The sequence below is a fragment of the Chitinophaga chungangae genome, from assembly GCF_017742215.1.
Taxonomy (GTDB): domain Bacteria; phylum Bacteroidota; class Bacteroidia; order Chitinophagales; family Chitinophagaceae; genus Chitinophaga; species Chitinophaga chungangae.
The window spans coordinates 42,819-63,249 of sequence record NZ_JAGHKP010000005.1 but is presented as its reverse complement, the minus strand read 5'-3'; the positions used below and the strand labels follow the sequence as shown (position 1 = coordinate 63,249).

Below are 20,431 nucleotides of genomic sequence, written 5' to 3'. Positions count from 1 at the left end.
CACTTTAAAACACAACTGTTATTCACTTTTAACCCGAAACGAACTATTTATGGAACTGTTGGCAGCCATCCCTACATTAACTACTCCTTTATTGCAGGAAACGGTAGATTTTTTTGTGAACGTGCTGGATTTTACCTGTAAAACGATGGACGAGCAATGGAAATTCGCGTCCATCAACAAAGACAAGGTGACCATGCAACTGGTGCACCCCCAGGCGAAATTCCCGTTCGGCAGCGATGATCCTTTTGACCAGCCCGTGTTCACCGGCGCCATTTATATTCATATGGAAGGCGTGGACGAGCTTTGGGAAAAGGTAAAAGACAAAGCCGAGGTATGTTTCCCCGTGCAGGATTTTGATTACGGCATGCGCGAATTCGGCATCTACGACAACAACGGGTACCTGTTGCAGTTCGGCGAGCAGATCAAAGCGACCGCTTAATTCCTCCCAAAACTTTTTATAATAAACGGAGCGTGTATGCAACACGTTCAGGGGACCTTATGCTTTTATAAAAAAAAACCGCAGCGCGTACGCTGCGGATATTATCCATTTTTACTCACTTTCCTTCTGCGCCGGTAGGGTTTTCGAGGACAATGCGTTTAGAAACGGAAATAAGTTTGATACGGGATAAAAGAGATGATTGTAAGCTGAAGGTCGGTCAGGATTTACATAAATATAAGTAAATTAGCCGATATAGTTAGTCTTTTTTATAAAACCCCGTCTTCATGAAACCTGCCTTAATGCTGTTGCACGGCGCTCTTGGCTCATCCCGGCACTTCGATGCGATCGTTCCCATATTGAGTGAACAGTATGTTATTCACCGTTTCGATTTTCACGGTCACGGCGGTACGCCATTACCATCGTCTCCGCTCAGCATCGAAACATGTACGTCTCAGTTATTGGATTACATCCGGCAAAACGGTCTTGGCCCCGTTGCGATATTCGGTTACAGCATGGGCGGTTATGTGGCGCTGCACGCTGCTTTGCAGGCGCCGGAAGCGGTGCTGCGGGTGCAGACGCTGGCGACCAAATTCAACTGGAGCCCCGAAGCCGCCGCGAAAGAAACACGGCAGCTGGATGCGGGGTTCCTGCGGGAAAAAGCGCCCGCGTTCGTGGCCCAGCTCGAAGAACTGCACGGCGAAGGCTGGAAAGACCTGCTTCCCGCCACTGCCGGGCTGATGACCGCTCTCGGCGCAAACCCGCTGCTGACGCCCGACAACCTTTCAACGATCCATATCCCTGTGCGCGTAATGGTCGGCGACCGCGACGTAATGGTGGGCGTGGAAGAAACGCTCCATGTGTTCAAAAGCCTGCCGCAGGCTTCTATGGCGGTGCTGCCGGATACCAAACATCCGCTGGACAGGGTGAACAATGCCGTGCTGATCTGGGAGATCAGGAGTTTTATGGTGTTGTGAATGATGCTAAAAACGTGAAGCGGGACATAAAAAAACCTCCCGGCTTTCACCGGGAGGCATTCATAAAATATTTTCGCGGGAAGAATTATTTCACCACCACCACACCGTCTGCCACGATCACGATATCTTTCTTCGGCTCGGTGATCTTTGCGATCTCTTCCTTGCTTTTACCCGCATCTTCGGCAAAATGTTTCAGCCGCTCAACGGAAGTTTCGTTCACTTTGGCCACGCCCTCCAACACCACCGTTTTACCCACGATGTTCTGCGGCATAAAAAAACCGTAATCTTTGAACTTCACCATCACCGCCTCGCCGGATGTCCTTTCCAGCTTCATGAAACAGCCCTTTTTCTTGCACACTTCCACCACTTTCCCCTCGATCTTGCCGGTGAAAGCCGTGTCTGCCTGTAATTTGTTGTGAAGGTCCGTCATGCCGATAGCCGGTCCGGACGTAATGGCCTTTCCGTAGGTAACGCCTGGCTGGGCCGGGGTTATTTCCTGCTGGGCCAGCACCGCCGTAGCGCTGAAAAGCCCGCCCAGCAATAACATACATATCTTTTTCATCTGGAGGTATTTGCCCAAATATACGTATTTAAGGCGCTGCATGACAATTTTACAAAAATCCGCCTCAACATTAATATTATCTTAATTCGAAAATTATTTTAATATATATTTGCATTTTTCCCAATAGTCTTATATTTTGGATTCTATACAAGAAAGTGTTAAAACCGAGTACACTGACAGGACACGGGTGCTGCTTCCGCAGCGCCTGTTTCGTTTCACAACCCCCTGACGATCAGCTTCGTTCCTCTCCCGCAATGCGGTTCACCGCCTCGCCGTACGCCGCCCCGATCGGGATCACCGCCTGCCGGATGTACACGCAGTTCCGGTCTATCCTGTCCACCTGGCCGTTGGCCACGATGTAAGACCGGTGCACCCGCGTGAACTGCGACGCCGGCACCAGCGCCAGCGCCTCCTGCATGGAAAGGCGCGACAGCAGCTTTTTATCACCCAGCACAAAATTCACGTAATTGCCTGCGCTTTCGATGTACAACACGTCCTGCAACTGTATTTTCAGTTGTTCGTAGCCGCTTTTGATAAAGATATAATCCGCCTGCACGGGGTTCTGCGCGCGTTCCTGCTTCAGCTGGAACAGGCTGTGCGCTTTGTTGCAGGCTTTCAGGAAACGGGCCAGGGAAAAGGGTTTCAGCAGGTAGTCGATCGCGTCGAGCTCGAAGCTTTGTACGGCATGCTCGGAATAAGCGGTGGTAAAAACCGTCATGGGGGGCTCGTGAAGACTGCTCAGGAAGTCCAGCCCGGAAATGTCCGGCATTTTAATATCGAGAAACAGCAGGTCTATTTTTTCCCGCCGCAAAAAGTCCATGGCTTCGAATGCGTTGGTGAACACGCCCTTCAGTTCCATAAATGGCACTTTGGCTGCGTGCGCCTGTATCACGCTGAGGGCCACGGGCTCGTCGTCTATCGCAATGGCGGTCATGTTCATGGTACCCAAGATACGTCAAATTACACTTTATGAAGTAGCAGCAGCCTGCGCGCGGATGCCCACAAACGCTGGAAACTGCGGCCGTCTTTTTGTTCCCATTCCTTCACCAGTTTTTCCGCTTCGCGGCGGCGCTGGTTTTCCGTCAGCCCGAAAAGATGGTCCATCACTTCCTTGTCTGCCACCGTTGCCCCTTCGTGGTAATGTTCCTGCAATTCCTGCTGTTTTTCCCGCGCCAGCGTCGACGCCTGTACGCTGCCTTCGGTAAGCGCGGCCAGTCTTGCATCGTATTCCCCTTTCGGCATCAGCAGCTTGGTGAGCAGCGGCATTACTTCGATGAGGGTGATGATGAACACGATGAGGCGGTAACGTTGTTTGAGCGGCGGATGTTCTTCCGTGAGCGTGTTCAGCGCTTCCACCTGCGACAAAAAACCGTCGGTGAGCGTGGCGCTGTAGGCGGCTTCTTTGAGACTGTCTTCCGTTTTCAGCAGCGCCAGTTTTTCCGCCTGCTCCAGTCGCAGCGGCTCCAGTTCCTTTTTCAGCTTCCGCATTTCCTCTTCGGCTTTAAGGTATTCGCTTTTTTTGACGCGCGCGATCACCGATTCCCCGGTTTTCCCCGAGCCGCCCGTGCCGTCTGTTTCGCGGATGTAGCCGTCTTTGTATTCTTTCACCTGTTCTTCCTTCTGTACCAGCTGTTTTTCAAAACCCGTTATCTGCTGCCGTACTTCTTTGGTTTTGGCGGCGTTGAAATCGGTCTGCTCCTTGCGGAAAACGTCCATTTTCTCCTGCCTGTCCAGCACCATCTGCGCGTCGATGTCTTTTTTGAACAACATCAGCACTACGGGTTGCGAAATAAACAGCCCGATGGTAACGGCCAGCAGCAGGCGGAAAGCTACGGGCAGGAATTGCGGTTTGCCGCCGTTGCGGTGCATGGCGGCAATCAGGCTGCGGTCGATGGAAAGGATGGCGAAGCCGAAAAACAGCGCCAGTCCGGCAATGGCGAGGTCGTCTTTTACCACGGTGGAGAAAAAATATCCCCAGGCCAGGGTGGCGAACAGGCCGGTGACCAGCACGGCGATGCCGATAATGCGGTAGCGCTCGCGGTCTGCCTGGCATTGTTTGAGAATGTCCGCATCCGCGGTGGCCAGCCACCAAAGGAAGCGGGTGAAGCCGTCCGGCTCGTACGATTTAGGTTCTGCGTCGGTTTCCGGGTTTTGCTGTCGGATCATTTTGTGCGTTTAAGTATATAAGATGGATACTGTAATATTATTTTCACGTAATTCTCCCGGTGCTCTCCTATACCTCTCCTATACCTATCCTATGCCTGTCGTTCAAGTAAGGCTGTGGTTAATTTTCTATCAGCCGGGAATAAGGATCTTATTTCGTCGTGATCGTGAGATGCACAAAGAACTCTGTGGCGGTCTGCCGGATGCTTAGTTCGTGCCGGTTGGGATACAACAGCTGCAGGCGGCGGCGCACGTTGTTGAGGCCAATGCCGAGGCTGTGTTTTTCCGGGTCGTTGTCCGGCTTCACATGAATGCTGTTGTAAGCGTCGAAATAGATGTGGTTTTCGTCGCAGGAAAGCGACACGACGATCCAGGAGCGGTTGCGCAGGCTGATGCCGTGTTTGAAAGCGTTTTCAACGAAAGGTATCAGCAGCATGGGCGCAATGTCGTGCGTGCAGTCGGCGTCGTTGATGTTCACTTCGATCTTGATGTCCGGCGACTGCTGCGTGCGCAGCTTCTGCAGCGCGATATAATTCTGCAGGTAGCCCACTTCTTTGTCCAGCTCGATCTTTTCCTGGTTGTTCTCATGCAGCATGAACCGCATCATATCGCCCAGTTTCTGCACGCCTTCGCTGGTGCGGGGCGCGTTTTCCTGGAGCGCCGTGCCGTAGAGCGTATTGAGCGCGTTAAACAAGAAATGAGGGTTGATCTGGGAGCGCAAGAAGTCCAGATTGGCGGAAGAACGACCCAGCGCCTTTTCCAGGTTCAACACCTCATTCTTTCTCGATAAGCGGTTATATGAAACCCATGCGGCCAGGGGCAGCATAAACATCACATTGCAAAAAACGACCAGCGCATAAATGGCGCCCATTTGCCCGATACGCGTGAAGCCATCGATCAGCAGGCATGCGAAAATGGAGGATAACGTCAGGATCAGCAGCAGGACGGGCACGAGTTTTTTAAAGGTCTGCTCTTTTCTGAACAGCGGCAGGAAAATATAACGGCAGTAAGCCATGTAGGCCACAATGTAGGCCATGCCTCCCCACAATACGATGTGGAACCGCGCCGGCCGGCTATCTGCCACCATAATGAACGCCGACAGGGCCCAAACGATCACCAGCAACATGATATCGAGCGGTACTTTTTTCCATATCTTCTTTTCCACTAGCATGCGGTGCACGAACCCGAAATACGTGGCTTTCAGCAGGTGGTAAGCCACGTATCCCAGCGCAGACGTGAACACGATAATAAAAGCACGCCAGCAGCAGATGTTATAAAAGCTGCCCAGGCTGCGGTATCCCAGCATGTAGCCGTACCGCCAGGTAAATGCGATCGTGAGCATCCCCCAGAAAAAAAACATCGTGGCCGCTGTGAAGATCGCTCCCCACAACGCATTTTTCCTTTCGAAAAAATATGGGATCAGCCAGTTGTTGATCGCTACGAACGTTACATAACTCACTGTGGCGATCAGCATTCGGGGCATCAGGTAATGCAGAAACCCGTCGTATGCCATGTGGTTCTTTTCGAACCTGTCCGCCAGGTAATAACCGTACCCGGCGCCTTCATTGAATAGGGTCGGGAAGATCATGGCAAATATTACCAGCAGGTAAATAGCCGTAGCCAGCCAGAACTCCGTTTTCCTGATTTTATCCATGGATCGTTTTCTTTACTGCAATAATAGTGAACAGTTGTCCGCTTTCTCCCGAAATGGGACGAAACAGGGGGAATATGGTATGAAACCCTGCCTTTTTTATACCTTTGCAACCATGTCAAAAGTAAAAGTCGGTTATGTACAGATGAGCTGTTCTGCAGACAAAGCGCAGAATCTTTCCAAAGCCATCGTGAAAATAAGGGAGGCCGCCGCCAAAGGCGCGCAGATCGTGTGCCTCCAGGAGCTGTTCACCTCCCTTTATTTCTGTGATGTGGAGGATTATGAGAACTTCAAACTGGCCGAGCCCATCCCCGGCGCTTCCACCGAATCGCTCGGCGCGGTGGCCAAAGAGCTCGGCGTGGTGATCATCGCTTCGTTGTTCGAAAAACGCACCGAAGGGCTGTATCACAACACCACCGCTGTGCTGGACGCAGACGGCGCTTACCTCGGCAAATACCGTAAAATGCACATCCCGGACGACCCGGCGTATTACGAGAAATTTTATTTCACGCCCGGGGACCTCGGTTATAAAGTATTCAAAACAAAATTCGCCACCATCGGCGTGCTTATCTGCTGGGACCAATGGTATCCCGAAGCGGCCCGCATCACTTCGCTGATGGGCGCGCAGATATTGTTCTATCCCACCGCCATCGGCTGGGCCACCAGCCAGGACGGCGATACCAATACCGAACAATACAATGCCTGGCAAACCATGCAGCGCAGTCATGCCGTGGCAAACGGCGTGCACGTGGTGAGCGTGAACAGGACCGGTTTTGAGCAGAACGGGCTGATGAAATTCTGGGGCGGCTCCTTCATCGCCAATCCATTCGGCACGGTGCTTCATCAAAGCTCACACGGGGAAGAAGAAGTGTTCGTGCTGGAGCTGGACCTTGCCAAAACAGACCGTTACCGCACACATTGGCCTTTCCTGCGCGACAGGCGGATCGATTCCTACCAACCTATTACCAAAAGATACATCGACGACGAAGCATGACGCAACCAACTCCCAAGCAATTAGGATATTATTTTCCGGCGGAATTCCATCCTCATACTGCAACCTGGCTTAGCTGGCCGCATAAAGAAGCCAGCTGGCCCGGAAAGATCCATACCATTTTCCCGCATTACAGCCTGTTTGTAAAATACCTGGCAGACAGTGAGAAGGTGCGCATCAACGTGGCGGACGAAGCCATGAAAACCTTTGCCACCGGGCATCTCCTGCAGGCCGGCGTGAACATGCAAAACGTGGAATTTTTCTTCCATCCCACCAACGACGCGTGGTGCCGCGACCATGGCCCCGCTTTCCTGCTGAACCCCGCGGCGGAGCAGAAAAAAGCCGTGGTGGACTGGAATTACAACGCCTGGGGCGGCAAATACCCGCCGTTCGACCAGGACGACATCATCCCTACCCTCATCGCCAACCATTACCAGCTGCCGCTGTTCAATCCCGGCATTATCATGGAAGGCGGATCGGTGGAATTTAACGGCAAAGGCACCATTCTCACCTCCACCTGCTGCCTGTTGAACGAAAACCGCAACCCGCACCTCGGCCGCGGCCAGGTGGAAGAATACCTGCACCAGTATTACGGCGCAGACCAGGTGTTGTGGGTGGAAGAAGGCATCGTGGGCGACGATACGGACGGCCATATCGACGATACCATCCGTTTTGTGAACGAAGACACGGTGCTGACCGTGATCGAAACCGACAAACAGGACGAGAACTACGAGCTGCTGCAGCAGAACCTCAAACAATTGCAGCAGATGCGCCTTCTCAGCGGCAAACAGCTGAACATCGTTACGCTGCCCATGCCGGACGCTGTGGTGTTCGAAGATCAGCGCCTGCCCGCATCTTACGCGAACTTTTACATCAGCAACAAATACGTGATCGTGCCCACCTTCCGCTGTAAAAAAGACGACGAGGCGCTGCGCATTATCACGGAATGTTTTAAAGACCGCGAAGTAGTGGGGATCGACAGTACGGAGATCATCTGGGGATTGGGCAGCTTCCATTGCCTGAGCCAGCAGGAGCCCGGGATCTAGGATATTTTTTTACGATAAACGAAAGGCTGCCCGCGGGCGGCCTTTTTTGCTTATACCACGATCACCTCCGGCGCGCTTTCCCAGGCAGCTATTTCTTTAGTGGTGAGCAGGTTGAATTTCGGATTGGTGCCGCCCAGTTCGCCGCAGGGCGTGCTGTACACCACTGTACCGATCCGGTGGTGGCGGATGACGTAGGAACAAAGCATGCAGGGCTCCACATTGGAATACAACACCGTGCCTGCAAGCTGAAAACCCTTGCCCAGTGCGTCCAGCACGGCCATTACTTCCGCGTGGCGCGAAATGTCGCCGTACTTTTTGCTCTGCTCGATACCTTCGCCGATAACGACCCCGTTTTGGACGATCACGCAACCGACAGGGCTTTCCCCTTCCGACTGCGCGATGGCGGCAAGTTCCATGCAGCGTTCCATGTAAGGTTGATGTTCGTTCATGTATTAAAAGTACGGCATCCTGGATTAACCAAGGAATTTCGGTAATTTGATGTACCGCTCCTCTCACCCTGAAATCATTTTTTATGACACGCCCTGAAGCGCTCAGCAAAAACGAACCGCTCATTTGGTCGCATGGCAACGGCATCGACGTGTGGAACATGTTCCAGGCCGCCGCCACCGGCGATGTGGTTGCGCTCCGCACGCTGCTTTCCCGCGACCCGGGACTGATAAAATGTGAATACGAATACCGCACGCCCATGTATTTCGCCGTGAAAGAAAACCAGGCGGAGGCGGTGAAGTTCCTGCTGGAACAGGGTGCAAATCCTGTCTCTTCGGGCACTTCAGACATTTTATCGCTGATGGCGAAAGACCGTGGCTTCACCGAAATACAAACCCTCCTCGAAAAAGCGACCGGCCAGCTTGTTCACCCGGAAGGCAACAACATGGCAAAGGCGATCCGCGACAGGAACATCGGGCAGGTAAAAAAAATGCTGGACGCCAATCCGCAGCTGCTGCACGCGCCGGACGAAGCGACCAATCAGCCCGTTCACTGGGCAGTGATGACGCGGCAGCCGGAGCTGATCGAAGAATTGCTGCGGCGCGGGGCAGACATCAATGCACAGCGCTACGACGGCGCGCGGCCCATCCAGCTTTGCAACGGCGATTACAGTTACCGCGGCTGGCGCGACGTGCCCGCAGACGGAACCGCCACGCCCAAAGACATTTACGAACTGCTGGTAAAACACGGCGCGAACATCGACATCTACATGGCGAGCCTTACCGGCAATATCGAACGCGTACGTCAATTGCTGGACGAAGACCCAACGCTGGCAAACCGCCTTTCCGATTACGTTTCTTATTACCAGGGGTCCGGCTCGGCGCTTAACAACGCCGTTTCCGGCGGGCACAGGGAAGTGGTAAAACTGCTGCTGGAGCGCGGTGCGGACCCGAACCTGTCCGAGCCGGGCATCGCGCCCATGGGGCATTCCATTTATACGGCCGTGGTGCGGGAAGACATTGAAACCGTAAAACTCCTGCTGCAATACGGCGCGCATGCGAACGTGGAAGTGGAAAGCTCCGCCGACGCGCTTTCCCGCGCCATCCGCAATAAAAACCAGCCCATCATCGACCTGCTTTGTTCATACGGCGCTTACCGGAAAGTACACCTGCTGGCTTATTACAACGACCTGCTCACCGCAGCTGCCATGTTCGCCGCCAATCCTGCATTGGCCAACGATACGAACGCATTGGAAAACGCCGCGGGCCAGGGGAATGAACTGTTCGTTAAACTGATGCTGCATTACCAGCCGGATCTTGCAAAACGTATATCCGTTGGAGTTAGCATAAAAGGACCGGAAGAAAGGATACAGACCAAAGCCCTCCGCAACCTGCTTTTCAGTTATGGCATGAACCCCAATCTCCGCTCGTGGCTGGGCATTACGCCTTTGCATAAATTCGCCGGGCACAACGATCTGGAAAACGCGGAAAGTTTCGTGGAACATGGGGCGGACATCAACGCGGTAGATGAAGAAAACTGTACCACGCCATTAGGCTACGCCGCGAAACACGGGCGAAAGGAAATGGCGGAATGGCTGCTGAAAAAAGGCGCCGATCCTTCCCTGCCGCACGACCGCCCATGGGCGCAGCCGCTGGCCTGGGCGGAAAGAAGGGGCCACACTGAAATTGTCGAGCTGTTAAAAACATACCCCAAAAAGCAGGCATAGGCGCCGCTTTTTTCATTACATTTATTCTTATGAATCTATTGGGTAATATCATCTGGCTGATCTTCGGCGGATTTTTTACGTTTGTTGGCTACATGTTCGGCGGACTTATGCTTTGCCTTACCATCATCGGCATTCCGTTCGGGTTGCAGCTTTTCAAGATCGGGATACTCACGCTGATGCCGTTCGGCACGCAGGTGCGCGAGATCCAGGGCGCTTCGGGCTGCATTGCGGCGGTGCTGAACATCATCTGGATCTTCTGCGGCGGCATCTGGATCGCGCTGGGGCACCTTTTCTTCGGTTTGCTGCTTACCATCACCATCATCGGCATTCCTTTTGCCCGCCAGCATTTCAAGCTGCTCACGCTTACGTTCACGCCCTTCGGGAAAGAATTGTACAGCGCCTGATCAATTTTTCTTTTCTTCCGCCGTTTTTGGCCTGAACGCCGTCACTTTGTTGGCGGACGGCTCTACTGTTTTCAGGAAATAATACAACGCCTTCAGATCGTTGTCCGTCATGCGCTGGTACGACTTCCAGGGCATGGGGCTTTCGGGATACGCGGCGCCCGTCCTGAACCTGCGCACAAAATCTTCCGCGCTCCATTTGCTCAGCACGCCATTTTCAGGGTGCGGGGTCAGGTTCGCCGTGAAAAAAACGCCGCTTTTCGAAGGCATTTCCGCGCCCCCGGCGAAAGGTGTGCCGATAAACTGCCCGTTGTTTTTGTCGCGGTTGGTATGGCAGCCGTGGCAGTTGGTGACGCTGAACGCGAGATATTTGCCGTATTCCGCCGTGGTATCGGGTTTCATGGCGGCGGGCGGCGGCGTTTCGTGCTCGTAATTTTTCAGCAGGAAACGCATCACGCCTTTACCGAGCAGGTTGATATTATGCGGCGGCACTTCATGCACGACGGGCGTTGTAGCGCGCAGGTAAGAGATCACGGCGGTAAGGTCTTCGTCGCTCATGCCATTGTAGCTCATAAAAGGGATGAGCGCGGTGCGGTCGTGTTTTACATTGAAGCGGATGGCGCGGGCCAGCATTTCGTCGGAATAAGTGCCGATGCCGGTAGCGGCGTCGTTCGTGATGTTCGGCGTATACAGCGTGCCGAAAGGGAGTTTTATTTCGACGCCGCCAGACATGCCGCCGGCCGGGCCTTTCTGCAGATTTTCGATAGCGTCCGGCGCATGGCACGTCCAGCAATGGCCCGGCCCCATTACAATATACTCTCCCCGCGCGATCACGGCGGAATCTTTACTGGCAACAATGCCCGTGGGCGGCGCATCGAACTTCCGGCGGTAAGTAAGCTGGATATACAGCACCAGCAACATAATAACGGTCACGATGCCCAGGAATATCCTGAGCGCCCATGAAAAAAATCGCTTCATCATTCGGGATTTTTGGGGGTTCAGCGGCGCTTTTTCTCAATTCGTTCGCCGGGAACAAAAGTAGCGGCTTAACGGCTGCGCAAAAGATGTAATTTGCGACAATTCAATGTTTTTGATGTCATGGAATTCCAGGTTTCAATTATCCGGGACATGCTTTACGGCGCGGCAGAACACGGCGCCAATTTCCACCAGCTCTGCCGCAGGGCCGGCATCGACCCCGAAACGCTGAAAGATGCGGAAAAAATGGTACCCTGGGAATATTCGCCCTATCTCTGGGACCATATTGTGGAAATGACGGGCGACCCGCTCATCGGCCTGCACATCGGCCAGGAAACACGCCCCACCGCCTACGGCATGATCGGTTACCTGCTGCAGGCCTGCGGCACATTCGGAGAGGTAATTACGGCGGTATCCGGCTTCAACAATACCTTCTCTTCCATTTTCCGTTACACCGCCGAAATAAAAGGCGACCTGGTGTATCAGTATATGGAACCGATGCCACTGTGGTGGAGCAAATACCCGGTGAGCGCGCAGCAGGGCGCAGACGTGGGCAAATCTTCCGCCCTCCGCACGTTTAACCTGCTCACCGGCCAACATGCACGGCCGTTAAAAGCGCTGTTTACCTGCAGTAAAAACAATGTGGAAGAATACCGCCGCGTATTGCAATGCGAGCTTGTGTTCAACGCCCCGCGTGACGGCATGGTGTTTCCCCGAGCGGTAATGGACGCGCCGGTGCTGAGCCACGACCAATCGTTGTTTGCGTTATTTAATAACCTGCTGACGGAAAAACAGCAAAAACTGGCGTCGCGCAAAACTTTTTCGGAAGAGCTGCGTCTCGCATTGCTGACGGATTTCAAAGGCCAGGCGCCGCCCATTCACGTAGCCGCTTCGCATCTCGGAATGAACACGCGCACTTTCCAGCGGCGGCTCGCCGAAGAAAGCAGCAGCTACCGCGCCGTTTGCAGCGATCTCCGTAAAGAACTCGCGCTTGCCATCCTGGAAAACGACAAAAAAAATATTAACGAAATAGCCTTATTGCTCGGGTATGCAGACCATACCAGCTTCCGCCGCGCCTTCAAAAGCTGGACGGGGCGGCTGCCGAAGGAGGCGAAGCTGAAATAAGATCACGCCGGCACTTTCCCCATCTTTTCCCTTTCCCAGAAGCGGTGTTGTTTCATGCCTTCGATGAACTGGCCCGCCAGCGCTTTTACATCATTGCCAATAAATACGCCGGGCGTTTCGCCTTCCGCAAACCAGGTGGAACGAAGCACTTCGTTCGCATCCGCGTCTGCCGCAATGGCTTTGCAATGACGGTAAGCCTCGTTCAGGAAATGCAGCGCATCGCCGTTGCCCGCCAGCGCGGCCGTGCCGCCGGGAAGATATACGGCGTCGTACAAAACAGACGATGTGGTGAGATAGGTGTTTTTCACGGGGAGGTCTTTACCGTTGCCCGCTTCCACCATCCCATGTTTCGGCGCGATCACCTCCCCCACCGCTCCCGCGGCGGCCAGCGCCTGTTGCATGGTTTCCACGCTGGCGGCGTTCACGCCTTCGGCGGTGAGTATCGCCACTTTACGGCTTTTAACGGTGTCTTTCGGCGTATTCGCCATGCTCAGCGCGGCAGAGCGGTCCAGGGAGCTTTTTGTTTTGACCGGCTGAAAATCAGGGGGATTACCGTCTGCCGGGATGCTGTGATTGATGGGATGCTCCGGCCGCGCGGGCACCTGCAGCCCCAATGCGTCCGCCACTTTGGTGGCCAGCCCCGTATCGATCTGGGTGAGTATGCCCACCATCCGCCGCCTTACTTCCACGGTTTCCACTTTGCCCAGCTCAAAACTGAACGCGTCCTGCAGGTGCGTCTTTTCCGGCTCGGACTGGCTGTTGTAAAATAACGTGGCCTGGCTGAAATGATCGAAGAAACTCCGGCTGCGTGCGCGTACTTTTTGGCCATCGATCTTTTCGGCATGGGAACTGTAACCGCCTTCCACCATTTTCGCCTGGAAGGGGCATCCGCCGCCCAGCGAATTGGGCTGGTAGCTCGTTTTGCCGCGGTTGATCTCCTGCCGCATAAAACCGTCGCGCTGGTTGTTGTGCATCGGCGCAACCGTGCGGTTGATGGGAATTTCGTGGAAGTTGGGGCCGCCGAGGCGGATCAATTGCGTATCGGTGTAAGAAAAAAGCCTGCCCTGCAGCAGCGGGTCGTTGGTGAAATCGATGCCCGGCACTATGTGCCCCGGGTGAAACGCCACCTGTTCTGTTTCCGCGAAAAAGTTTTCCGGGTTGCGGTTCAATGTCATTTTCCCGATACGCTGCACCGGCACCAGCTCTTCGGGAATGATCTTCGTCGGGTCCAGCAGGTCGAATTCAAATTTATGTTCATCTTCCTCCGGCACCAGCTGCACGCCCAGTTCCCATTCGGGGAAAAACCCTTTATCGATCGCGTCCCAGAGATCGCGGCGGTGAAAATCAGGGTCTTTCCCGGATATCTTCTGCGCTTCGTCCCATACCACGGAATGCACTCCAAGCAAAGGTTTCCAGTGAAATTTCACGAAGGTGGATGTACCTTTCGCATTCACCAGCCTGAACGTGTGCACGCCAAAACCTTCCATCATGCGGAAACTGCGGGGAATGGCGCGGTCGCTCATCAGCCACATGATCATATGCGCGGATTCGGGCATGAGGGAAATAAAATCCCAGAAAGTATCGTGCGCGCTGGCGGCCTGCGGCATTTCGTTGTGCGGCTCGGGTTTTACGGCGTGGATGAGGTCGGGGAATTTGATCGCGTCCTGGATAAAAAATACGGGCATGTTGTTGCCTACAAGATCGAAGTTGCCTTCGTCCGTATAAAATTTTACGGCAAAACCGCGCACGTCGCGCGCAAGATCGGTGGAGCCGCGGGAGCCCGCCACCGTTGAAAATCGCACGAACACGGGCGTTTCCAGCGAAGGATTGGTCAGGAAATTCGCCCTCGTGAATTTACCCAGCTTATTGTCGTACACTTTAAACACGCCATGCGCGGCGGAGCCTCTTGCATGCACCACGCGTTCGGGTATGCGTTCATGATCGAAGTGCGTGATCTTTTCGCGCATGATAAAATCTTCGAGCAGCGAAGGCCCGCGCTCGCCGGCTTTCAGCGTGTTCTGATCGTCGTTTACCTTGGTGCCCTGGTTGGTGGTGAGAAACTGCCCGGTGTTGTCTTCCGTGTAATTTTCAAGCTGTTCTTTTTTAGGGTTGTCTTTCCCGTTTTGCTCTTTTGCCATAACCGTGATTTGTAAAGTGTCAGGAGGATGGTGCTGTCAGGGTGAAACGGCGCAATGAATGCGCCAAACCCGTACTGCTGTTGCATTTCCGCGCCGGGCAGGGTTTTAGCGGAAACGTAAAAAAACGGAAGTGTGGAAATATATACCCAGCGCGGCTTTTCAGGTTTGATTGACATTTTTTGGCACGCACATTGTTTTATACTTCATGAACTAAATCATATAGTCATGAGAAAGATAATTATCGCAGCATCCGTATTAGGTACTGCCGCAGCAGGCGTTTTCTGGTATATGAAAAACCGCCAGCGTGCCGATCAGGCACTCAATGATGTAAAAGACGCAGCAAGGAACGCTTATCACAAGATGAACCACAAGGCAAAAAAGATGAGCGCCAAGGCACAAGAATCTCTTGCCTAAATGCATTTACATCTCAACTCCCATATATATTGCAAACGGCTCCCTGTTATCGGATAACTGGAGCCGTTTTTTTATTCGCCCGTTCCGCACCGTCAGCCAGGCATTCCGGCATATTAACAATACGTTAAAACAATGTTAAAACTACAGGGCCCGTCTATATTATCATTGATATAAATCATTGGTCTTTTTGAAAACGTCCATTATTTTTGGGAAATGAATACGACCCTTCCTCCAAAGAAAGGAATTAACTGGCTGCACGAGATGGATTTTATCGGGATGCATCTCGTTCCGTTCCTTGCATTTTTCACGCACGTAACGCTGTTCGACTGGATACTTTGCGCGGCGCTGTACGTTGTCCGGATGTTTTTCGTGACCGGCGGCTATCATCGTTATTTCTCGCACCGTTCCTTCAAAACTTCGCGTTTCTTCCAGTTCATACTTGCCTGCGGCGCGCAGAGCAGTTTCCAGAAAGGCGTATTGTGGTGGGCCGCCAATCACCGCGTGCATCACAAACACAGCGACACCGAAGAAGACCCGCATTCCGCCAAGATCTACGGTTTCTGGCATGCGCATATCGGCTGGATCATGGACAAGGAACATAAAGAAACACGTTACGACCTGATCAAAGACATGAAACACAAAGAGCTGTTCTGGCTCAATAAATATCATTTCGTTCCGCCCGTGATACTGGCCGCCGTGGTGTATTTTATCGGGAACAAAGTAAACGGCGCGGGCTGGTTCGACTGGTCGGCCGGGCTTTCCACCCTGTTCATCGGGTTCTTCCTCAGCACCATCCTGCTGTTTCACGGCACTTTCACCATCAACTCGCTGATGCACAAATGGGGCCGCCCCCGTTACAAGACCGGCGACGAATCCAAGAACAGCCTGTTGCTCGCCCTGGTGACCCTCGGCGAAGGCTGGCACAACAATCACCATTATTATCAAAGCGCGGCGCGCCAGGGATTTTACTGGTGGGAGATCGACATCACCTATTACGTGATCCGTGTGCTGGGCTGGATGGGTATTGTGTGGGATATTCGCGGCGTGCCGGTGAAAGTGAAGGAAAGCAATAAAGTAGCTGCTTAGCAATTTTTCCAGATAAACGAAAGGGCGTCTTCCTGCAAGACGCCCTTTTTGTTTTTGTGCGTGCCGCCTTCCTTCGTTTTTTATTAACTTAGGATCATGCAACGAATCTTCCTTCCCCTATTCCTGCTGCTGGCCGCGGCCGGTTTCGCACAGCAAACACAAAAGCCGCCGCTGCACGGCAAATACTGGATGGCCGTAACCGGCAAACCGCTGGCCGCCACCGCCGGCGCGATGATCTTCCAGAAAGGCGGCAACGCCGTAGACGCGGCATGCGCCATGCTGGCGGCTACCTGCACCATGTGGGACGTGCTCAGCTGGGGCGGCGAAACGCAGGCCCTCATTTACAACCCGAAAACCGGCAAGGTGATCGCCATCAATGCATTGGGGGTTGCACCCACCGGCGCCACCCCGGAATTTTATAAATCCAAAGGCTTCAACTTCCCCCCGGAATACGGTCCGCTGGCGGCGGTAACGCCCGGCACGCCCGGCGGCATTTGTTATATGCTGAGCCAATACGGCACCATGAGCCTCAAAGAAGTGCTGGCGCCCGCCATGGAAATGGCCGCCGGTTACCCCATCGAAGCGCAGACGGCCAACAGCATCGAGCGGGGGAAAAATTACATCAAACAGTGGCCTTACAGCAAAAACGTTTTTCTCACGCATCCCGGGGAAAATAGAGAAGCGCCCGAGGCGGGGGAGATCTTTGTACAAAAAGACCTCCTGGCCACCCTCACCAAAATGGTCGAAGCGGAACAACAGGCGCTGAAAAATAAAAAAAGCCGGAAAGAAGCCATTATGGCGGCGTACAACCGGTTCTACAAAGGAGACATTGCGAAGGAGTTCGTGCGCGGCTGCCAGGAGCAGGGCGGGCTGATCACCATGGAAGACCTTGCGAAATGGAAACCGTTAGAGGAAGAACCGCTGCATGTAAATTACAAAGGCATCGAAGTGTACAAACTGCAGGAATGGACGCAAGGCCCCGTGCTGCTGCAGGGATTGAACATCCTGGAAAATTTCGATCTTAAAAAAATGGGCTTCAATTCCCCTGCATACATCCACACCCTGTACCAGGTGCTGAACCTCACGTTCGCCGACCGCGATTTTTATTATGGCGATCCATACTTTTCACATCCACCCATAAAAGGATTGCTCAGCAAAGAATATGCAAAACAACGCGCCGCGCAGATCAACCTCGCGCACAACGATGCCGCCGCGGGGCCGGGCGACCCGTATCCGTTTGAAGGGAAAAAGAACCCGCTGCTGAAATTCCTGGAAGAAAGAAAATTATATTCCGACACCACGCTGGAAAAGAAAAACGACCTTTTTGTGCCGAAACACGATGCAGTGGCTTACATGCAAGCAGACAGCGCTTATATGGACCGCCTGTGGCGCGGCACCACCAGCGTGGAAGCGGCAGACAAAGAAGGCTGGGTGGTATCCATCACTCCCAGCGGAGGATGGCTACCCGCCTGCATCGCGGGCCGTACGGGCGTAGGCATGAGCCAGCGCGCGCAGAGCTTCGTGCTCGATTCGGCGCTCAGCCCCTTTAACGTGATCGCCCCGGGCAAACGCCCCCGTGTGACCCTCACGCCGTCCATGGCGCTGAAAGACGGCAAACCTTATCTTTCTTTTGCCGTACAGGGCGGCGATACACAGGACCAGAACCTGCTGCAATTTTTCCTCAATATGGTCGAATTCGGCATGACGGTGCAGCAGGCTACCGAAGCGCCGAACATCAACAGCAACCAGCTGTGGCTGAGCCTGGGCGGCACCACCCTGAAAGAACGCATGCCCAAACCCGGCAGCATTTTGCTGAACAGCCGTACGCCGGACAGTACCCGCGAAGCCCTCAAAAAAATGGGGTATTCGCTCAGTTTCACCCCGCGCAGCAGCGGCCCCATTAACGCCATCTTCCTCGACCGGCTGCATGGCAGCATCTGGGGCGGCAGCAGCAACCATGGCGAAGATTACGGCATCGGGTGGTAAGCCGGAACGGTGTGCACGGTTTTTGATCGTACTTTTATAATACAGCGAAAAAACCTCATTTCCAGCATTTAAATCGTGTGGCATGTTACCGATCGGAAGCGCAGCGCCGGATTTCCGGCTTTATTCAACACCAGACCAGCAGCATTCGCTAAAGGACTATTCCGGCAAAAACCTCATCCTCGCATTTTACCCGGCAGACTGGAGCCCTGTGTGCGGCGACCAGGTGTCGCTTTACAACGAAATGCTCCAGCTGTTCCGGAAAGAGAATGCCGCCATCGTCGGCATTTCAGTAGATGGCAGGTGGTGCCACCAGGCCTACATGCAAAGCCGCAACCTGCACTTCCCCCTGCTGGCCGACTTTGAACCGAAAGGCGCCGTGGCGAAGGCTTACGGGGCGTACGACGAAAAAGAAGGTCTTTGCGAGCGCGCCCTTTACGTGCTGGACGCCGGAGGCATCGTTCGCTGGCATTACTTGTCGCCGCCATCTGTAAACCCCGGGGCAGACGGTATCCTGAACGCGCTCCGGAAGATCAACGCAAAAAAATGAGCCGATGTCGAAACTGAAACCGCCCATCACCAAACTGGACCATGTAAGGGGCAACGCCAATGCGCCGGTGTCCCTCGTGGAATACGGCGATTTCCAATGCCCGAATTGCGGCGAAGCCTATCCCATTGTGGAAGAGATCGTACGGGAACTGGGCCACGGCCTGCGTTTCGCGTACCGTCATTTCCCGCTTTCAACCGCCCATCCGCTGGCGCTTTCCGCGGCCATCGCGGCGGAAGCGGCAGGCAGGCAAAGAAAGTTCTGGCCCATGCACCACATCATCTTCGAAAACCAGCAGCAGCTTAGCGCCGAAGCATTATGGGCATTCGCGGAAACCATCGGGCTGGACATGCAACAGTTCGAAAAAGACATCAACGACCGCGAGCTGGAAGACAAAGTGGACGCGGACTTCGAAAGCGGCGTTCGCAGCGGCGTGAACGGCACGCCCACATTTTTCATCAACGAGATCAGGTACAACGGCGGCTACGACCGGGATTCCATCATGGCCGCCCTTCAAAAAAATACAGCAAACCATGGGAGCATTTAACGACCTTATTCAATCGGACCAGCCGGTGCTGGTAGACTTTTACGCAGACTGGTGCCAGCCCTGCCACGCCATGACGCCCGTGATCAAAGAAGTGGCGAAAGCCGTGGAAGGCAAGGCCCGCGTGGTAAAAGTGAACATCGACAAAAACCAGGCGGCGGCCATGCAGTTCAACGTAAGCGCCGTGCCTACGTTCATCATTTTCAGGAAAGGGCGGATCGTTTGGCGGCATGCGGGGATGACGGACAAAAACAGCCTGCTGCGGCAACTGCAATCCGTATAGTTATACTTTACACCCTTTTTTTATTATCTTGACGGAAACAAAGATTCCACATGAAAATAGCCGCCTTGCTGCTGCTCACGCTTTCCGCCCGGGCACAGTCCGATTCGCTGCAGAAACTGGTTGCCGACGGCGCCAAATTAAACCTGGTGTCCAAACAATTCAGTTTTACCGAAGGCCCCGCGCGCGATAAAAAAGGAAATATCTATTTCACCGATCAGCCCAACGATAAAATATGGATCTACCGCACCAACGGCAAGCTCGTTGAGTTCGCCTCTCCCAGCGGCCGTTCCAACGGGCTGTACATCGATAAAAAAGGGCGGATCATTGCCTGTGCAGACGATCATAACGAGCTCCGGGCATTTACCAAAAAGGGCAAACATACCGTGCTGATGGACAACTACGAAGGCAGGAAACTCAACGGCCCCAACGATCTCTGGATCCATCCCAACGGCAATATCTATTTCACCGACCCGTATTACCAGCGCAATTACTGGGAAAGAAAAAAACCGGAGATCGATTCCCAGCGCGTGTATTACCTGGCGCCGGGCAAAAAAGAGCCGGTGATGGTGGCGGACGATATCAAAAAACCCAACGGCATCGTGGGCTCGCCAGACGGGAAATATCTTTTCGTGGCAGACATCGGCGATAACAAAACCTACCGTTACGAAATTCAGGCAGACGGCTCGCTCGCCAACCGCATCCTTTTCACGGATAAAGGCGGCGACGGCATTACGCTCGATGAGCGCGGCAATCTTTACATCTGCGGCAACGGCGTATTTGTGTTTAACACCGAAGGCAGGCAGATCTCGCATATCCCCGTTCCGGAAAAGTGGGTGGCAAATGCATGTTTTGGCGGGAAGAACCGCGACGAGCTTTTCCTGACCGCCGGAACATCCGTGTATACCTTAAAAATGAACGTAAAAGGGATCGAATAAA

General features: G+C 53.8%; 21 protein-coding genes. 14 read left to right on the top strand and 7 right to left on the bottom strand.

All coding sequences use genetic code 11. From position 1 onward, the window contains the following. The first annotated feature begins 49 nt into the window (after nt 1-49). Nucleotides 50-439 carry a VOC family protein gene (locus J7I43_RS23595; protein ID WP_209148460.1) on the top strand — a complete coding sequence of 130 codons (390 nt, stop codon included), beginning with the start codon at nt 50-52 and terminating at the stop codon, nt 437-439. Nucleotides 440-723: 284 nt separating this feature from the next. Next, the gene (locus J7I43_RS23590) at nt 724-1,413 is read left to right on the top strand and encodes an alpha/beta fold hydrolase (RefSeq protein ID WP_209148459.1); all 690 of its coding nucleotides are present in this window, start codon (nt 724-726) and stop codon (nt 1,411-1,413) included. A gap of 85 nt (nt 1,414-1,498) precedes the next feature. Here J7I43_RS23590 and J7I43_RS23585 read toward each other — a convergent pair whose 3' ends face one another. From J7I43_RS23585 to J7I43_RS23570, 4 genes are all read right to left on the bottom strand, one after another. Beyond that, on the bottom strand, nt 1,499-1,975 hold the full coding sequence (locus tag J7I43_RS23585; RefSeq protein WP_209148458.1) for a DUF4920 domain-containing protein: 477 nt from the start codon (nt 1,973-1,975) through the stop codon (nt 1,499-1,501). A 232-nt stretch (nt 1,976-2,207) separates the two neighbouring features. After that, entirely contained in the window at nt 2,208-2,915 is a 708-nt protein-coding gene (locus tag J7I43_RS23580) for a LytR/AlgR family response regulator transcription factor (protein WP_236023470.1), read from the bottom strand. Nucleotides 2,916-2,935: 20 nt separating this feature from the next. Continuing rightward, nucleotides 2,936-4,141, bottom strand: a complete 1,206-nt coding sequence (locus tag J7I43_RS23575) for a DUF4407 domain-containing protein (protein ID WP_209148456.1) — start codon at nt 4,139-4,141, stop codon at nt 2,936-2,938. Nucleotides 4,142-4,289: 148 nt separating this feature from the next. Beyond that, nucleotides 4,290-5,792: a sensor histidine kinase gene (locus J7I43_RS23570; RefSeq protein WP_209148455.1), complete on the bottom strand. Its 1,503-nt coding sequence runs from the start codon at nt 5,790-5,792 to the stop codon at nt 4,290-4,292. A gap of 112 nt (nt 5,793-5,904) precedes the next feature. Here J7I43_RS23570 and J7I43_RS23565 point away from each other — a divergent pair, with 112 nt between their 5' ends. After that, the gene (locus tag J7I43_RS23565) at nt 5,905-6,783 is read left to right on the top strand and encodes a carbon-nitrogen hydrolase (RefSeq protein ID WP_209148454.1); all 879 of its coding nucleotides are present in this window, start codon (nt 5,905-5,907) and stop codon (nt 6,781-6,783) included. Next, nucleotides 6,780-7,826, top strand: a complete 1,047-nt coding sequence (locus J7I43_RS23560) for an agmatine deiminase family protein (RefSeq protein WP_209148453.1) — start codon at nt 6,780-6,782, stop codon at nt 7,824-7,826. The genes J7I43_RS23565 and J7I43_RS23560 overlap by 4 nt, the downstream gene beginning before the upstream one ends. A gap of 50 nt (nt 7,827-7,876) precedes the next feature. Here J7I43_RS23560 and J7I43_RS23555 read toward each other — a convergent pair whose 3' ends face one another. Next, nucleotides 7,877-8,275: a nucleoside deaminase gene (locus J7I43_RS23555; protein ID WP_209148452.1), complete on the bottom strand. Its 399-nt coding sequence runs from the start codon at nt 8,273-8,275 to the stop codon at nt 7,877-7,879. 83 nt (nt 8,276-8,358) lie between these two features. Between J7I43_RS23555 and J7I43_RS23550 the strand changes: the two genes are divergently transcribed. Both J7I43_RS23550 and J7I43_RS23545 read left to right on the top strand, forming a co-directional pair. Next, a complete protein-coding gene (locus J7I43_RS23550) occupies nt 8,359-9,999 on the top strand; it encodes an ankyrin repeat domain-containing protein (RefSeq protein WP_209148451.1) in 1,641 nt (546 codons plus the stop codon). Between the two features lie 29 nt (nt 10,000-10,028). Next, on the top strand, nt 10,029-10,403 hold the full coding sequence (locus J7I43_RS23545) for a YccF domain-containing protein (RefSeq protein ID WP_209148450.1): 375 nt from the start codon (nt 10,029-10,031) through the stop codon (nt 10,401-10,403). Here J7I43_RS23545 and J7I43_RS23540 read toward each other — a convergent pair whose 3' ends face one another. Further along, the gene (locus tag J7I43_RS23540; protein ID WP_209148449.1) at nt 10,404-11,381 is read right to left on the bottom strand and encodes a c-type cytochrome; all 978 of its coding nucleotides are present in this window, start codon (nt 11,379-11,381) and stop codon (nt 10,404-10,406) included. Nucleotides 11,382-11,498: 117 nt separating this feature from the next. On the opposite strand from J7I43_RS23540, the gene J7I43_RS23535 reads away from it, so the two are divergent. Beyond that, complete coding sequence (locus J7I43_RS23535; RefSeq protein ID WP_209148448.1) at nt 11,499-12,500, top strand: AraC family transcriptional regulator; 1,002 nt, start codon at nt 11,499-11,501, stop codon at nt 12,498-12,500. Between the two features lie 2 nt (nt 12,501-12,502). On the opposite strand, the gene J7I43_RS23530 is transcribed toward J7I43_RS23535, so the two are convergent. Continuing rightward, nucleotides 12,503-14,638 carry a catalase gene (locus J7I43_RS23530; RefSeq protein ID WP_209148447.1) on the bottom strand — a complete coding sequence of 712 codons (2,136 nt, stop codon included), beginning with the start codon at nt 14,636-14,638 and terminating at the stop codon, nt 12,503-12,505. 225 nt (nt 14,639-14,863) lie between these two features. Between J7I43_RS23530 and J7I43_RS23525 the strand changes: the two genes are divergently transcribed. The 7 genes from J7I43_RS23525 (at nt 14,864) to J7I43_RS23495 (ending at nt 20,430) form a co-directional block, all read left to right on the top strand. Then, nucleotides 14,864-15,052 carry a hypothetical protein gene (locus J7I43_RS23525; RefSeq protein WP_209148446.1) on the top strand — a complete coding sequence of 63 codons (189 nt, stop codon included), beginning with the start codon at nt 14,864-14,866 and terminating at the stop codon, nt 15,050-15,052. 213 nt (nt 15,053-15,265) lie between these two features. Beyond that, complete coding sequence (locus J7I43_RS23520) at nt 15,266-16,138, top strand: acyl-CoA desaturase (RefSeq protein ID WP_209148445.1); 873 nt, start codon at nt 15,266-15,268, stop codon at nt 16,136-16,138. Between the two features lie 96 nt (nt 16,139-16,234). Beyond that, nucleotides 16,235-18,124, top strand: a complete 1,890-nt coding sequence (locus tag J7I43_RS23515; protein WP_209148444.1) for a gamma-glutamyltransferase family protein — start codon at nt 16,235-16,237, stop codon at nt 18,122-18,124. Between the two features lie 82 nt (nt 18,125-18,206). Further along, nucleotides 18,207-18,671: a redoxin domain-containing protein gene (locus tag J7I43_RS23510; protein WP_209148443.1), complete on the top strand. Its 465-nt coding sequence runs from the start codon at nt 18,207-18,209 to the stop codon at nt 18,669-18,671. 4 nt (nt 18,672-18,675) lie between these two features. Beyond that, nucleotides 18,676-19,215: a DsbA family protein gene (locus tag J7I43_RS23505; protein WP_209148442.1), complete on the top strand. Its 540-nt coding sequence runs from the start codon at nt 18,676-18,678 to the stop codon at nt 19,213-19,215. Further along, on the top strand, nt 19,202-19,495 hold the full coding sequence (trxA, locus tag J7I43_RS23500) for a thioredoxin (RefSeq protein ID WP_209148441.1): 294 nt from the start codon (nt 19,202-19,204) through the stop codon (nt 19,493-19,495). The genes J7I43_RS23505 and trxA overlap by 14 nt, the downstream gene beginning before the upstream one ends. A gap of 50 nt (nt 19,496-19,545) precedes the next feature. Beyond that, a complete protein-coding gene (locus tag J7I43_RS23495) occupies nt 19,546-20,430 on the top strand; it encodes an SMP-30/gluconolactonase/LRE family protein (protein WP_209148440.1) in 885 nt (294 codons plus the stop codon). Nucleotide 20,431: the final 1 nt, after the last annotated feature.

What these genes read in the sequence shown, in the direction of transcription:
- J7I43_RS23595 (WP_209148460.1), top strand. Translation starts at nt 50, where the DNA reads ATGGAACTGTTGGCAGCCATCCCTACATTAACTACTCCTTTATTGCAG.
- J7I43_RS23590 (WP_209148459.1), top strand. Translation starts at nt 724, where the DNA reads ATGAAACCTGCCTTAATGCTGTTGCACGGCGCTCTTGGCTCATCCCGG.
- J7I43_RS23585 (WP_209148458.1), bottom strand. Translation starts at nt 1,975, where the DNA reads ATGAAAAAGATATGTATGTTATTGCTGGGCGGGCTTTTCAGCGCTACG.
- J7I43_RS23580 (WP_236023470.1), bottom strand. Translation starts at nt 2,915, where the DNA reads ATGAACATGACCGCCATTGCGATAGACGACGAGCCCGTGGCCCTCAGC.
- J7I43_RS23575 (WP_209148456.1), bottom strand. Translation starts at nt 4,141, where the DNA reads ATGATCCGACAGCAAAACCCGGAAACCGACGCAGAACCTAAATCGTAC.
- J7I43_RS23570 (WP_209148455.1), bottom strand. Translation starts at nt 5,792, where the DNA reads ATGGATAAAATCAGGAAAACGGAGTTCTGGCTGGCTACGGCTATTTAC.
- J7I43_RS23565 (WP_209148454.1), top strand. Translation starts at nt 5,905, where the DNA reads ATGTCAAAAGTAAAAGTCGGTTATGTACAGATGAGCTGTTCTGCAGAC.
- J7I43_RS23560 (WP_209148453.1), top strand. Translation starts at nt 6,780, where the DNA reads ATGACGCAACCAACTCCCAAGCAATTAGGATATTATTTTCCGGCGGAA.
- J7I43_RS23555 (WP_209148452.1), bottom strand. Translation starts at nt 8,275, where the DNA reads ATGAACGAACATCAACCTTACATGGAACGCTGCATGGAACTTGCCGCC.
- J7I43_RS23550 (WP_209148451.1), top strand. Translation starts at nt 8,359, where the DNA reads ATGACACGCCCTGAAGCGCTCAGCAAAAACGAACCGCTCATTTGGTCG.
- J7I43_RS23545 (WP_209148450.1), top strand. Translation starts at nt 10,029, where the DNA reads ATGAATCTATTGGGTAATATCATCTGGCTGATCTTCGGCGGATTTTTT.
- J7I43_RS23540 (WP_209148449.1), bottom strand. Translation starts at nt 11,381, where the DNA reads ATGATGAAGCGATTTTTTTCATGGGCGCTCAGGATATTCCTGGGCATC.
- J7I43_RS23535 (WP_209148448.1), top strand. Translation starts at nt 11,499, where the DNA reads ATGGAATTCCAGGTTTCAATTATCCGGGACATGCTTTACGGCGCGGCA.
- J7I43_RS23530 (WP_209148447.1), bottom strand. Translation starts at nt 14,638, where the DNA reads ATGGCAAAAGAGCAAAACGGGAAAGACAACCCTAAAAAAGAACAGCTT.
- J7I43_RS23525 (WP_209148446.1), top strand. Translation starts at nt 14,864, where the DNA reads ATGAGAAAGATAATTATCGCAGCATCCGTATTAGGTACTGCCGCAGCA.
- J7I43_RS23520 (WP_209148445.1), top strand. Translation starts at nt 15,266, where the DNA reads ATGAATACGACCCTTCCTCCAAAGAAAGGAATTAACTGGCTGCACGAG.
- J7I43_RS23515 (WP_209148444.1), top strand. Translation starts at nt 16,235, where the DNA reads ATGCAACGAATCTTCCTTCCCCTATTCCTGCTGCTGGCCGCGGCCGGT.
- J7I43_RS23510 (WP_209148443.1), top strand. Translation starts at nt 18,207, where the DNA reads ATGTTACCGATCGGAAGCGCAGCGCCGGATTTCCGGCTTTATTCAACA.
- J7I43_RS23505 (WP_209148442.1), top strand. Translation starts at nt 18,676, where the DNA reads ATGTCGAAACTGAAACCGCCCATCACCAAACTGGACCATGTAAGGGGC.
- trxA (WP_209148441.1), top strand. Translation starts at nt 19,202, where the DNA reads ATGGGAGCATTTAACGACCTTATTCAATCGGACCAGCCGGTGCTGGTA.
- J7I43_RS23495 (WP_209148440.1), top strand. Translation starts at nt 19,546, where the DNA reads ATGAAAATAGCCGCCTTGCTGCTGCTCACGCTTTCCGCCCGGGCACAG.